Origin of the sequence: Kangsaoukella pontilimi (assembly GCF_009830125.1) — a bacterium.
Classification (GTDB): domain Bacteria; phylum Pseudomonadota; class Alphaproteobacteria; order Rhodobacterales; family Rhodobacteraceae; genus Kangsaoukella; species Kangsaoukella pontilimi.
The window spans coordinates 1,403,110-1,415,757 of the sequence record NZ_WUPT01000001.1; the positions used below are offsets into that span (position 1 = coordinate 1,403,110).

Below are 12,648 nucleotides of genomic sequence, written 5' to 3' on the forward strand. Positions count from 1 at the left end.
ACCTAGACCCGGCCTTCACTTCGATACGACGCGATTTCCGCGACGCCACCCAGCCAGAACACGAAGAACGAGCCGAGCGCAAGGATGCCCGTCAGGCTGGTGACATGGGACGGACCGACGAAGCCCGCCATCAACCCCGTCAGCAGCCAGAGCGGCGACGACGCCAGAATGGCCCAGAACAGCGCCATCCGCGACTGATAGCCGGTGGACGCGCTGCCGGTGACGCGAAGGACCAGATGCACCACCCAAGCCACCACGTAGAACACCAGCGGCATCACGAAGATCCAGCCGAAGAGCGCACCTGCAAGACGGGCATCGAACCCGATCGTCTCGTCCAGATAGGCCTCACGCGACAGCCGCGGCCACTGTGCCACGAACAACAGGACACATCCCGCCATCAGCGTGGCCAGCGCCCGGTCCTCGCGCGCGCCGCCCGACAGGCGGCGGCGCAGAACCTCGCGCGGCGCACGATAGGTGCGGATGATGTCCAGAACGACGCTCATTACGACCGGCGGCGCGCCAGCCAGCCGTCGAGACGGCCAAGGATGTCGTCAGCGATCTCTTCGCTTTCGATCTCCTCGATTGCCTCGGCGAGGAAGGCCAGAACCAGAAGATCCTGCGCATCGCCCTTCTCGACCCCGCGCGACCGAAGGTAGAACAGCGCTTCGTCGTCGATCGCACCGGACGTGGAACCATGCGAACAGGCCACGTCATCGGCGTAGATTTCCAGCTCGGGCTTGGCGAGGAACTGTGCGTCCTCGTCCAGAAGCAGCGACTGGCTGATCTGGTAGCCGTCGGTCTTCTGCGCGCCTTCCTTCACGAGGATCTTGCCCTGGAACGTGCCGACAGCGCCATTCCGAAGCACCTTCTTGAACACCTGGCGGCTTTCGCAATTCACCGCGTCATGGGTGATGAAAACAGTGTCGTCATGGTGAAAGCGCCCGTCGCCAACCGCCGCACCCGCGATATGGGCGACGGCGTTGTCGCCGTTCAGCTCGATCCATGCCTCGTTCCGCGTCATCACGCCATTGGCGGTCAGCGTGAAGGACTTGAAGGTCGACTCTTCGCCCAGTGTCGCGAAAAGATGCGTCACCGCGCGCCGCTCGTGGTCGCGACCCTGTGCGCGCACATGGTGGAACGCTCCGCCATCGGCCACATCGACCTCCATGCACTTGTTAAAGCGCGCCGCCGCCGGGCCGTTTTCGAGAACTGTCAGGTCGGCGCCCTCTTCGACGCGGATCACGAAATGCAGGATCGCGTCGCTTGTGGCTTTCTCGTGCAGGTAGATCAGTGAGATCGGCTTCGACACCTTACCCGTCGCCCGCAGCACCACGCCATCCGTCGCGAAGGCCGTGTTCAGTGCAGCGAAGGGGCGCGGCACGGGCGCGTGGGTCCGCGCCTCGATCGCGCCATAGGCGTCCTTGAGCCAGTGGATGTCGGTCGAAAGGGCATCCTCCAGACGTTCGATCTCGACACCTTCCAGAGACAGATCATCCGACGCCACGGCATCGAAAACACCATCGCGGAAGACGATCTTGAGCCGGTCTATCTCGCCGAAAACGGGGCTTTCGTCGCCATCGTCGAAAGGCGGAGCTTCGGCGGCTTCCGGCGCGTTGAACTCGCCCGGATTGGTAAAGCGCCAGTATTCGTCCCGCGCGCCCGGCAAACCCATCTGCGTCAGTCGCGAAAGCGCGGCCTTCCGTGCCTCGACGGCCCAGCCGGCGCCTTCGGGCATCTTCAGCGCCTGAAGACGCGCCTCGGTCACGTCCTGTTTCACCTGAGGAAGTGCCATCATGCCATCTCCGCAAGGATGTCGGCATAGCCGTTGTTCTCGACCTCGAGCGCCAGCTCGGGCCCGCCGGTCTTCACGATGCGGCCATCGGCCATGATGTGGACGACGTCAGGCTGGATGTGGTCCAGGAGGCGCTGGTAATGCGTGATGACAAGGAACGACCGCCCCTCGTCACGCAGCGCGTTGACGCCGTCCGCCACCAGCTTCATCGCGTCCACGTCCAGACCGGAATCCGTCTCGTCGAGAATGCACATCTTGGGGCCGAGAACGGCCATTTGCAGGATCTCGTTCCGCTTCTTCTCGCCGCCCGAGAACCCGACGTTGACCGGACGCTTCAGCATGTCGCCGTCGATCTTCAGCGCCTTGGCCTTTTCGCGGATGAACTTCAGGAAATCGCCCGCGCTCATTTCGTCCTCGCCGCGCGCCTTGCGCTGAGCGTTCAGCGCCGTGCGCAGGAAGGTCATGTTGCCGACGCCGGGGATCTCGACCGGGTACTGAAACGCAAGAAACAGGCCCGCTGCCGCGCGCTCTTCCGGCTCCATGTCGAGGATGTCCTCGCCCTCCAGCGTCGCGGCACCCTCGGTCACCTCGTAGCCGTCACGCCCCGACAGGACATAGGACAGCGTCGACTTGCCCGAGCCGTTCGGCCCCATGATCGCATGAACCTTGCCCGCCGGTACGGTCAGGTCCACGCCTTTCAGGATCTGCTTGTCCTCTTCTTCAAGTTTGACGTGCAGGTTCTTGATCTCAAGCATCTTTCTTCCTCTCAAACGCGAAAAGGGGCGCCGCCGCGTGGGCGGGCCCCGTCAGGGTCGGATTTTGGGTAAGGTCTAGCCGGTCGGCGCGCGCAGGTCGCTTCTGACCGTCTTGACATATTCCTTGTTGAAGGCCGCCACATGCGTGCCGGGGAACCGGTCCACAAGCTGCGGGTGATAGACAAAGCCCACGGCCAGCCCGCCGATCAGCGCGGCGCGGCGCAGGAAGTTGTTCAGCTGGAACGTCCAGGCGAAGGCCAGCGCCAGCGGCAGTCCGAAGGCGAAGGGCGCGTAACTCATGTAGGGGTCGAGCGCGGCATGAGGCGACGGAAGCTGCAAAAGCCCGCGCGGATCGAACAGCTGGAACGTGGCCGCCAGTCCGACGAACATCGCCAGAATGCCAAGCACGACGGCGACCGGCACCAGAACCTTGTTCGAGCCCTCGCCCACCTTGACCTGCTTCGCCTTGCGCGACTTCACGCGGACGCGGTTCTTGGGCTTGCCCTCGGCATAGCGCCGATCCTCGGACGGGCCGATATGCACTTCGCCCATGGTGTTGCTCGCACAGGCGCGGATTCGTCCCAAACGGTCCTCGAAGCCCCGGCGCTGTTTCTCTTCCAGAGACATCGCAGTCATCCCCTTCATTGATTTGCCACGGGTGTGACAAGCCAACAGGGCGAAATCTGGGCAGATCCGGGGAAATTCCGGACCCTCGCCGGGCGATATGAGGGCAAAGAGGTGTCACTCGACCACCACCGCCGTGCCGCTGGCCGAAACCATCAGCATGTTATTGATGACCTCGTAATCCAGATCGACGCCGACCACCGCGTTGCCGCCCGCGTCGCGGGCCCGGTCCTCCAACTCGCGCAGTGCCGTCTGCCGTGCCTCCGCGAGCGATTTTTCATAAGCGCCCGAGCGGCCGCCCACGATGTCGGTGATCTGCGCAAAGATATCCCGGAACACGTTGGCGCCCAGAATAGCCTCGCCCACCACCACGCCGCGGTAGCCGATAATCGTCTTTCCCTCGATCGAAGGCGTCGTCGTCACGATCATGGTCGCATTCCCCCAGGGCTTCATCTCTTGTCCCGCCAGCGGCCCAGAACCGTCTGCGCGAAAAGGCTTCCCAACGTCCCCGACACGAAGCTGATGGCGATGACCTGGTTCTGCATCAGCATCTCGGTCGCCCAATCGATGAACATGGCGAACCCGGCGCAGAACACGCCGGTCAGAAACGCCGTCATCAGAATGGGTCGCAGCATCGCTCAGGTCTCCGGTCGGTCAGCCTACGCTGCCTTCCAGCGAGATCGCCACAAGCTGCTGGGCTTCCATCGCGAATTCCATCGGCAGCGCCTGCAGCACCTCCTTGCAGAACCCGTTCACGACAAGCGCGACCGCCTCTTCCTCGTCCATGCCGCGCTGGCGGCAGTAGAAAAGCTGGTCGTCATCCACCTTCGACGTCGTCGCCTCGTGCTCGACCCGGCTCGAGTTGTTCTTGACCTCGATGTAAGGCACCGTGTGCGCCCCGCATTCCGAGCCGATCAGAAGGCTGTCGCACTGGGTATAGTTGCGGCTGTTCTTGGCGCGCGGGTGCATCGAGACGAGCCCCCGATAGGTGTTCTGCGCCTTGCCCGCCGAGATGCCCTTGGACACGATCCGGCTCTTCGTGTTCTTGCCCAGATGCACCATCTTGGTGCCGGTATCGGCCTGCTGACGGTTGTTGGTGATGGCGATCGAGTAGAACTCGCCCTGGCTCTCGTCGCCACGCAGGATGCAGGACGGGTATTTCCAGGTCACGGCCGAGCCGGTTTCCACCTGCGTCCACATCACCTTCGACCGGTCGCCCCGGCAATCGGCGCGCTTGGTGACGAAATTGTAGATGCCGCCCTTGCCCTCTTCGTCGCCCGGATACCAGTTCTGAACCGTCGAGTACTTGATTTCGGCATCTTCCAGCGCGACCAGTTCGACCACCGCCGCGTGAAGCTGGTGGGTGTCGCGCTGCGGTGCGGTGCAGCCTTCCAGATAGGACACGTAGGCGCCCTTGTCCGCGATGATCAGCGTCCGCTCGAACTGGCCGGTGTTCTCGGCATTGATCCGGAAATAGGTCGACAGCTCCATCGGACAGCGCACGCCCTCGGGCACGTAGACGAAGGACCCGTCGGTGAAGACCGCCGAGTTCAGCGTCGCGAAATAGTTGTCCGAGACCGGCACCACGCTGGCCAGGTATTTCTTGACCAGTTCGGGGTGCTTCTGGATCGCCTCCGAGATCGAGCAGAAGATGACACCGGCCTTCTCAAGCTCCTTCTGGAAGGTCGTGCCGACGCTCACCGAGTCGAACACGGCATCCACGGCCACCTTCCGGCCCTCGGCAGGCGCGTCCTCGGCCCCCTCGACACCGGCAAGGATCATCTGCTCCTTCAGCGGAATGCCCAGCTTGGCGTAGGTCTCCAAAAGCTTCGGATCGACCTCGTCCAGCGACTTGGGCTTCTCCTGCATCGACTTGGGCTTGGCGTAGTAATACTGCTCCTGATAATCGATTTTCGGATAATCGATCATCGCCCAGTCGGGCTCTTTCATCTCGGTCCAGCGGCGATAGGCCTCGAGCCGCCATTCCAGCATCCATTCGGGCTCGCCGTTCTTTTCCGAGATCAGCCGGACGATGTCCTCGTTCAGCCCCTTGGGGGCATAGTCCATCTCGATCTCGGTTTCCCAGCCGTACTTGTACTTGCCCGACAGCGAACGAACCGCATCGACCGTTTCCTGGTCGACGCCTTCCTTCACTTCGGTTGTGTCCAAAGCTGCCATGTAAGGCTCCCTCATCATGCCGCCCGCTGGCGGAATTTCTTCTCGTGTCTCAGCCACGTTTCCGCGAAACGCAGCACATCCTCTTCTGTCGTCTCCGGCCCGAGCGAGACCCGGAGCGCGCTTTCCGCCGCCGCCTGATCCAGCCCCATCGCAGCCAGAACCCGTGGCGTCTTGACCTTGCCCGAAGAGCAGGCCGATCCGCTCGACACCGCAAAGCCGGCAAGGTCCATCTGCATCACCTGGGTCTCTCCCTTCCAGCCCGGCGTCACGAAACAGGACGTGTTGGGCAGGCGGGGACGATCATTCCCGACAAAAATAGTTCCCTTGGCGCCAGACGCCAGACTTGATTCTAGAATATTTCTAAGTTTTTCAACCCCGGCCCAGACGCCGGCGTCCATGTCCCGGAGTGCCGCCGTCGCCGCCGCGCCGAACCCGGCGATCCCGGCCACGTTCTCGGTGCCGGACCGTCGGCCCAGTTCCTGCCCGCCGCCCTTCTGCACCGCCCCGATATCCAGCCCCTCGCGGACGATCAGCGCACCCACACCTTTCGGCCCGCCGATCTTGTGGGCCGAGACACAGGCCATGTCCGCGCCCGACCAGTGAAAGCTCCAAGGAATGCGCCCGGCCGCCTGCGTCACGTCCAGAAACAACGACCCGCAGCGGATCGCCCCATAGGGATACGCCCCGTCCTCGTCCCTCGCGGGCGGTTCGGTGATTACCCCGGTCTCCGAATTGGCCAGCCCCTTGGCCAGCACATTGGCCCCGCCTTCGGCATGGGTCAGGTCGAGATGCGCCCAGAGCGCATCATGGGCCGTCTCGTCGACACAGACCGCCCCATGCGGCGGCACGTGCGCCAAAATGCCCGCGGCCTCGGTCGCGCCGGACGTAAAAACCACCTCAGACGGTTTGCAGCCCACAAGCGCCGCCACCTCGCCCCGCGCCCGCTCCACTAGAGCCCGCGCCGCGCGTCCCTCGGCATGAACCGACGACGGATTGCCCGCGACATCGAGCGCCGCCAGCATCGCCGCACGTACCTCCTGCCGCAAAGGCGCCGTCGCATTCCAGTCAAGATAAACCCGCCCCATTATCGGCCCTCAAATATCCCGGGGAGCGCGAGGGGCAGGCCCCTCGCTTCGGTCGGATGCGCCAGCATCCGACCAGCGCGACGGCGAAGCCGGCGCAACCCGGTCATTCGTCAACAACCTGGAAAAGCGCCGGTACGGCGGGGCATGGCGCAAGATCGTTCATGACCACATCGGACAGACGCGTCTGGTGGAGGAACACATAGACATGCGCCGAGAGCCCCTCCCAGAGACGGTTGGTCAGCGACTGCGCCCGGCTGCCCGACACCCCGCCCGAGGCGCCTGCCCCGGTATGCATGGCGCTGACCGTCTCGTCCACCGCGCCCAGAACATCGGCCACCCGGATGTCCGAGGCTGCCCGCGCCAGCCGGTACCCGCCGCCGGGACCCCGCACCGATTCCACCAGCCCCGCCCGGCGGAGCTTCACGAAAAGCTGTTCCAGATAGGGCAGCGAAATGTCCTGACGCTTGGAGATTTCGGCCAGCGACAGAAGCGCTCCGTCCTTCGCCATGGCCAGATCCGTCAGCGCGACCATGGCATAGCGGCCCTTCGTGCTCAGCTTCATGACGTCCACCCGCCTTAAATCATTGACCTCGGGGCGGCGGCAGCTTACCTGAACCGCAGCCGCACGGACGCCCCGGCGCCCGGTTTAGAATGGTTCTAAAGACCCCGACCAAATTCGTCAAGAATTGGGGGCGCGGCGAGAGGGAAGAAATGAAGGGGACCCATGCCCGAGGTGATTTTTCCCGGCCCTGAAGGCCGGCTCGAAGGCCGCTATCATCCGCAGAAGACGAAGGACGCGCCCATCGCGATCGTCCTGCACCCGCATCCGCAGTTCGGCGGGACGATGAACAACCGGGTCGTCTACAACCTGCATTACGCCTTCCACAAAATGGGCTTCACCGTACTCCGGTTCAATTTCCGGGGCGTCGGTCGCAGCCAGGGCGAATACGACCAGGGCGTGGGCGAATTGTCCGACGCCGCCTCGGCGCTCGACTACCTGCAGTCGATGAATCAGAACGCCAAGCATTGCTGGGTCGCGGGCTTCTCCTTCGGCGCCTGGATCGGGATGCAGCTTCTGATGCGCCGCCCCGAGATCACCGGCTTCATCTCGGTCTCGCCGCCGGCCAACATGTACGATTTCTCGTTCCTCGCCCCCTGCCCGTCGTCGGGTCTGATCATCAACGGCACCGCCGACCGCGTCGCGCCGCCCAAGGACACCCATGCCCTCGTCGAGAAACTGCACGAGCAGAAGGGCATCACGATCACCCATAACGAGGTCGAAGGCGCGGGCCACTTTTTCGAAGACCCGCATATGGACACGATGATCGGCACCGTGACCGACTACGTTCAGCGCCGCCTGACCGAGACCACGCGCTGATCCGTCTGCCGCCCGAAAGCGGCAACAATATTCTCGATTGATATCAATTGTCTGCGCTCTGCCAACAAGGCGGGGCGCGTAACATCAGATTCCCCTGAAGGGTCACCTTTCTGCCGCATTTCCGTCACGCCTATGCCCCGGCGCTCCTTGTAGAAAAGGGCGTTGCAGAATTCGCATGAGGGACGGAATGTCCGCAGTCGCTCGCATATTTCGCCATCTGCGCGCCTACCGGCGCGACGAAGACGGCACCGCATCGGTCGAAGCGGTGCTGTGGCTTCCGCTGTTCGGTCTGATCTCCGGACTGCTCGTCGATGTGACCGTGGTGTTCCACGGCCAGGCCGAGGTCTACCGCGTGGTGCAGGATGCAAACCGCAGCGTCTCGGTTGGATTTCTCGACGACGCGGCCGAGGCCAAGACCTTCATCAACGACCGCCTGAGAACGATCGGCGTCAAACCCAAAACGATCGAAACCTATGTCGATCCGAACCAGGACTTCATCGCCACCCGTGTCGTCGTCCCGGCAAGCAGCCTGCAACTGATCGGATACTTTTCAAGCCTGATGGAGCTCGACCTTGAGTTTCAGGCGGTTCACCTTCTGGACACCTGGGATCCGGCCACATTCGGCACCAGTTCCGTCAGCACGGTTTACTAAGCCATGACATGCAACCGAAAACCGATACTCAGCTTCCTGCGCCGCGAACACGGCGCCGCGACTGTGGAAACCGTTATCTGGCTGCCTTTCTTCATCGCCGCCTTCGGCTTCATGGTCGACCTCGCGATGATCTTCAACGGACAGGCCAAGGTGCTGCGCGTCCTGCAGGACGTGAACCGCGAGTACTCGGTCGGCAATATCGCAAGCACGGCCGACACCGAAAAGCAGGTCCTCGCCGAGCTGAGCAAAATGGAAATCTGGCCGAGCGCGGCCTCGACCACGCAGGTGGCAGGCAACATCCGCTCGACGGTCGTCATCCCGACCAGGCAACTCACCATCACGCATTTCTTCGGCGCCTTCGCCAGCCTTGAAGTGGACGTGACGGCCGACATGACGGTCGAATATTTCGAGGGTTGAACCATGCAGAACGCTACACTCCGTAAATTCACGCATCGCGAAGACGGCTCCCTGACGGTTCTCGGCCTCTTCATGATCGTGACCTTTCTGATCATCGGCGGCCTCGGCCTCGACGTGATGAGCGCGCTCAGCACGCGGACGAAACTTCAGGTGGCAGCCGACGCGGCCGCACATGCGGCCCTCATGGCGCGCAGCCTCGAGATGTCCGAGGACGACTCCAAGGACCTCGGCATGGCCATGGTCTACGCCGCCCTCCCCCAGTCGAAATACGGAAACCTGATCGAAAAGGGCGATATTCAGTTCGGCAAATGGGACTCGAGCACGCAGCTCTTCACCGTCTTGGCGGGGTCTGACGACGCGGTTCTCGTGAACACCCAGCAGATCGCCGCGCGCAAGAACCCGCTTGGCACGTTCTTCCTCCGGGTCATCAACATGAACTCGATGGACGTGATCAGCCAGTCGGTCTTCGAGACTTACGTTCCCACCTGTTTCCGTGAAGGCTTCGTGGCGCAGGACGTGGTCGACGTGCAGTCGAACAACAACTACGACAGCGGCTTCTGCATCCACTCGAATACCCATGTCGAGGTGAACAACGGCAACTCGTTCTGTGGCGCGATCGTGTCGATGCCGGACGAACGCGACCTTGTCGTCCCGAATTCGGATGAGTCGTCGAACCCCTGCCTGACCCAGGCCAGCCGCGATGGCGCATACCGTCTCAAGGTGTTCCAGCAGATCGACGAGATCATCAACAACGTGACGGACCCGACATCGAAGTTCTTCCGGACCGCCTATGTCGACATCAATCCGCTTTCCGGTGCCCCTACAGTTGTCCCGGTCGCCAAGAACGACAAGCTGCATGATGTCTGGGTGTCCGGCGCAATCCATACGCGGACCTGCAACGCATCGAACCAGACGCTCAGCCTGCAGGCCAACCAGACCCTCACGAAGGGCGTCATCGTCACCAACTGCCAGGTGTCTCTCGGCGCAGGCTCTCAGCTGATCGATGTTATTATCGTCTCGACGAACGAAAACGCCGACTCGATCAACGGCGCTGCTGGCGTCGTGCTGGGCCTCGATGACAATTGTACGCCCGGCGGTGGCGCGCAGCTGGTCACGAAGGGCGGCGTCAAGTTTCCCGCGGACCTTCAGATCTACGGCGGTCAGATCATCGCCGCGAAAGACATTCTCTTCGAATCCCGCGCCAATGGCATCGAGGGCGTGTCGATGGTGGCTGGCGGTCGCATCGACGGCACATCGCTCATGAACATGGGTTTCTGCGGCGGGGCCGGCATGGAGAACAACTTCGCGCCCGAGTACCACCGCATGGCGACCTGATCGCCACGCCTATCCTTCAAGTCGGCAAGGGCCCGGAGCATCGCTCCGGGCCTTGTCATTTCCGGGCTGCGGCATTTTTGGTATACCTTCGCATACCGTCTTTCCATCCGCACCCGTCTGCGCTATGGGGCAGGCAGCATTTCCAAACCCCGGACGGGCCGCGCCACATGTGATGCGCGTCCGCGTTCCGGCCGATCCGCGAGGGCACTTCCATGACCGACAGCTCCACCCCCGATATCGTCTACACCAAGGTCGACGAGGCCCCCGAACTGGCCAGCGCGTCGCTGTTGCCGATCATCCAGAAATTCGCCGCTGCTGCCGGGGTTTCGGTGGGCCGCAAGGACATCTCGCTCGCGGGCCGCATCCTTGCCGCTTTCCCCGACCACCTGACCGAAGAGCAGCGCATCGCCGACGACCTTGCGATCCTCGGCGACCTCGTGAAGACCCCCGAGGCCAACGTGATCAAGCTGCCGAACATCTCGGCCTCGGTGCCCCAGCTTGTCGCCGCCATCTCCGAGTTGCAGGCGCAGGGCTATGCCGTTCCGGATTATCCCGAGAGCCCGTCGACCGACGCCGAGAAAGCGGCCCGTGCCGCCTATGACGCAATCAAGGGTTCGGCGGTGAACCCGGTCCTCCGCGAAGGCAACTCCGACCGCCGCGCCGCCGCTGCGGTCAAGAACTATGCCCAGAACAACCCGCACCGCATGGGTGACTGGTCCGCCGACAGCAAGACCCGGGTGGCGTCGATGTCCGGCAACGACTTCTTCTCGAACGAGAAATCCGCAACCCTCGACAAGGCGGCGACGGCGAAGATCGTCCTCGAGACCACCAGCGGCGAGACCGTCCTGAAAGAGGGCATCTCCTACCCCGCCGGAACCGTGGTCGACGCGACCTTCATGTCGGCCAAGGCGCTGAACGCTTTCCTGGCCGAGGAAATCGAAGCCACCAAGGCCGACGACGGCGTCCTCTTCTCGCTCCACATGAAGGCGACGATGATGAAGGTTTCGGACCCGATCATCTTCGGCCACGCCGTCCGCGCGTGGCTTCAGCCGGTCTTCGACGCCCACGGCCCCGCGCTGAAAGCGCTTGGCGTGAACCCAAACTCGGGGCTTGGCGATCTGCTGGAGCGCGCAAAGGATTCGCGCGAGATCATGGCCGATATCGAAAAGGTCCGCGCCGAGCGCCCGCCGATGTACATGGTCAATTCCGATCGCGGCATCACCAACCTGCACGTACCGTCCGACGTCATCATCGACGCTTCGATGCCCGCACTGATCCGAAACGGGGGCAAGGGCTGGGGCCCGAACGGCGAAGAGGCCGACACGGTCTGCGTGATCCCCGACAACTCCTATGCGCCGGTCTATGACGAGACGATCGAGTTCTTCAAAGCCAACGGCAAGCTGAACCCTGCCACCGCCGGCACGGTGCAAAACCTTGGCCTGATGGCGCAGAAGGCCGAGGAATACGGCTCGCACCCGACCACCTTCGAGATCCCCGAGGACGGCACCGTCCGCATGATCCTCGACGATGGCACGGTCCTGCATGAGCACGCGGTCGAAGCGGGCGACATCTGGCGTTCGGCCTCCACACGCAAGGCCCCGATCGAAGACTGGGTGAACCTCGCCATCGACCGGCAAAAGGCCACCGGCTTCCGCTCGATCTTCTGGCTGGACGAGAACCGGGCGCATGACGCCCAGCTTCTGAACTACGTCCTCCCTATTCTCGAGGCCAAGGGCGTTGCCGACAAGTTCGAGATCATGGCTCCCCGCGAAGCGACCCGTGCCTCGCTTGAGACGATCACCAAGGGCGACAACACCATCGCCATCACCGGCAATGTGCTGCGTGACTACCTGACCGACCTCTTCCCGATCCTTGAACTGGCCACCTCGGCCAAGATGCTGTCGATCGTGAAGCTGATGCAGGGCGGCGGCCTGTTCGAGACGGGCGCGGGCGGCTCGGCACCGAAGCATGTCCAGCAGCTGCAGGAGGAAAACCACCTCCGCTGGGATTCGCTCGGCGAGTTCTGCGCGCTCGGGGAGAGCTTCAAGTTCCTCGCCGACGCGCGCGGCAATGCCAAGGCCCGCATCCTTGGCGAGGCGGTCGAGGCGGCAACGCAGGGCGTTCTGGATCACGACCGCTCGCCTGGCCGCAAGGTGGGCCAGCCCGACAACCGCGACAGCCACTACTGGTTCGCCCGGTATTGGGCCGAAGCTTTGGCGGCTCAGAGCGAGGACGCCGACCTCGCCGCCGAATTCGCGCCGGTCGCACAGGCACTGGCAGAGAACGAAGCGCAGATTCTCAGCGAACTCGACACCGCGCAGGGGGAACCGGCCGATATCGGTGGCTATTACCATCCCGACCCGGCCAAGCTGGCACAGGTGATGCGCCCCTCGGCCACGCTGAACGCCATCATCGGCTGACCCGGACGACGC

14 protein-coding genes are annotated in these 12,648 nt (G+C 63.3%); 5 read left to right on the top strand and 9 right to left on the bottom strand.

The window, feature by feature from the left end:
* Positions 1–2 precede the first annotated feature (2 nt).
* The 9 genes from GQ651_RS06980 to GQ651_RS07020 form a co-directional block, all read right to left on the bottom strand.
* Entirely contained in the window at positions 3–503 is a 501-nt protein-coding gene (locus GQ651_RS06980; RefSeq protein WP_160763456.1) for a YIP1 family protein, read from the bottom strand.
* A complete protein-coding gene (gene sufD / locus GQ651_RS06985) occupies positions 503–1,792 on the bottom strand; it encodes a Fe-S cluster assembly protein SufD (RefSeq protein WP_160763973.1) in 1,290 nt (429 codons plus the stop codon). Before sufD ends, GQ651_RS06980 begins: the two co-directional genes overlap by 1 nt.
* On the bottom strand, positions 1,792–2,547 hold the full coding sequence (gene sufC / locus GQ651_RS06990) for a Fe-S cluster assembly ATPase SufC (RefSeq protein ID WP_160763457.1): 756 nt from the start codon (positions 2,545–2,547) through the stop codon (positions 1,792–1,794). Before sufC ends, sufD begins: the two co-directional genes overlap by 1 nt.
* A 75-nt stretch (positions 2,548–2,622) precedes the next feature.
* Positions 2,623–3,192, bottom strand: coding sequence for a hypothetical protein (locus GQ651_RS06995; protein WP_160763458.1), 570 nt, complete (start codon positions 3,190–3,192; stop codon positions 2,623–2,625).
* A gap of 96 nt (positions 3,193–3,288) precedes the next feature.
* Complete coding sequence (locus GQ651_RS07000) at positions 3,289–3,600, bottom strand: heavy metal-binding domain-containing protein (RefSeq protein WP_160763459.1); 312 nt, start codon at positions 3,598–3,600, stop codon at positions 3,289–3,291.
* A 20-nt stretch (positions 3,601–3,620) separates the two neighbouring features.
* Positions 3,621–3,806 (bottom strand): hypothetical protein, encoded by a 186-nt coding sequence (locus GQ651_RS07005; protein ID WP_160763460.1) that lies wholly within the window; start codon positions 3,804–3,806, stop codon positions 3,621–3,623.
* A 19-nt stretch (positions 3,807–3,825) separates the two neighbouring features.
* Entirely contained in the window at positions 3,826–5,349 is a 1,524-nt protein-coding gene (sufB, locus tag GQ651_RS07010; protein WP_160763461.1) for a Fe-S cluster assembly protein SufB, read from the bottom strand.
* 14 nt (positions 5,350–5,363) lie between these two features.
* On the bottom strand, positions 5,364–6,434 hold the full coding sequence (locus GQ651_RS07015) for a cysteine desulfurase family protein (protein ID WP_160763462.1): 1,071 nt from the start codon (positions 6,432–6,434) through the stop codon (positions 5,364–5,366).
* Positions 6,435–6,537: 103 nt separating this feature from the next.
* Complete coding sequence (locus GQ651_RS07020) at positions 6,538–6,996, bottom strand: Fe-S cluster assembly transcriptional regulator IscR (RefSeq protein ID WP_160763463.1); 459 nt, start codon at positions 6,994–6,996, stop codon at positions 6,538–6,540.
* A gap of 162 nt (positions 6,997–7,158) precedes the next feature.
* On the opposite strand from GQ651_RS07020, the gene GQ651_RS07025 reads away from it, so the two are divergent.
* From GQ651_RS07025 to GQ651_RS07045, 5 genes are all read left to right on the top strand, one after another.
* The gene (locus GQ651_RS07025; protein ID WP_160763464.1) at positions 7,159–7,812 is read left to right on the top strand and encodes an alpha/beta hydrolase; all 654 of its coding nucleotides are present in this window, start codon (positions 7,159–7,161) and stop codon (positions 7,810–7,812) included.
* Between the two features lie 187 nt (positions 7,813–7,999).
* On the top strand, positions 8,000–8,464 hold the full coding sequence (locus GQ651_RS07030) for a TadE/TadG family type IV pilus assembly protein (protein ID WP_160763465.1): 465 nt from the start codon (positions 8,000–8,002) through the stop codon (positions 8,462–8,464).
* A gap of 63 nt (positions 8,465–8,527) precedes the next feature.
* Positions 8,528–8,881, top strand: coding sequence for a TadE/TadG family type IV pilus assembly protein (locus GQ651_RS07035; RefSeq protein ID WP_160763466.1), 354 nt, complete (start codon positions 8,528–8,530; stop codon positions 8,879–8,881).
* Between the two features lie 3 nt (positions 8,882–8,884).
* Entirely contained in the window at positions 8,885–10,216 is a 1,332-nt protein-coding gene (locus GQ651_RS07040; RefSeq protein WP_160763467.1) for a Tad domain-containing protein, read from the top strand.
* A 212-nt stretch (positions 10,217–10,428) separates the two neighbouring features.
* A complete protein-coding gene (locus tag GQ651_RS07045; RefSeq protein WP_160763468.1) occupies positions 10,429–12,636 on the top strand; it encodes an NADP-dependent isocitrate dehydrogenase in 2,208 nt (735 codons plus the stop codon).
* Positions 12,637–12,648 lie beyond the last annotated feature (12 nt).

Excerpts from the sequence above, each read along its gene's own strand:
- GQ651_RS06980 (WP_160763456.1), bottom strand. The coding sequence starts at position 503 with ATGAGCGTCGTTCTGGACATCATCCGCACCTATCGTGCGCCGCGCGAG.
- sufD (WP_160763973.1), bottom strand. The coding sequence starts at position 1,792 with ATGGCACTTCCTCAGGTGAAACAGGACGTGACCGAGGCGCGTCTTCAG.
- sufC (WP_160763457.1), bottom strand. The coding sequence starts at position 2,547 with ATGCTTGAGATCAAGAACCTGCACGTCAAACTTGAAGAAGAGGACAAG.
- GQ651_RS06995 (WP_160763458.1), bottom strand. The coding sequence starts at position 3,192 with ATGAAGGGGATGACTGCGATGTCTCTGGAAGAGAAACAGCGCCGGGGC.
- GQ651_RS07000 (WP_160763459.1), bottom strand. The coding sequence starts at position 3,600 with ATGATCGTGACGACGACGCCTTCGATCGAGGGAAAGACGATTATCGGC.
- GQ651_RS07005 (WP_160763460.1), bottom strand. The coding sequence starts at position 3,806 with ATGCTGCGACCCATTCTGATGACGGCGTTTCTGACCGGCGTGTTCTGC.
- sufB (WP_160763461.1), bottom strand. The coding sequence starts at position 5,349 with ATGGCAGCTTTGGACACAACCGAAGTGAAGGAAGGCGTCGACCAGGAA.
- GQ651_RS07015 (WP_160763462.1), bottom strand. The coding sequence starts at position 6,434 with ATGGGGCGGGTTTATCTTGACTGGAATGCGACGGCGCCTTTGCGGCAG.
- GQ651_RS07020 (WP_160763463.1), bottom strand. The coding sequence starts at position 6,996 with ATGAAGCTGAGCACGAAGGGCCGCTATGCCATGGTCGCGCTGACGGAT.
- GQ651_RS07025 (WP_160763464.1), top strand. The coding sequence starts at position 7,159 with ATGCCCGAGGTGATTTTTCCCGGCCCTGAAGGCCGGCTCGAAGGCCGC.
- GQ651_RS07030 (WP_160763465.1), top strand. The coding sequence starts at position 8,000 with ATGTCCGCAGTCGCTCGCATATTTCGCCATCTGCGCGCCTACCGGCGC.
- GQ651_RS07040 (WP_160763467.1), top strand. The coding sequence starts at position 8,885 with ATGCAGAACGCTACACTCCGTAAATTCACGCATCGCGAAGACGGCTCC.
- GQ651_RS07045 (WP_160763468.1), top strand. The coding sequence starts at position 10,429 with ATGACCGACAGCTCCACCCCCGATATCGTCTACACCAAGGTCGACGAG.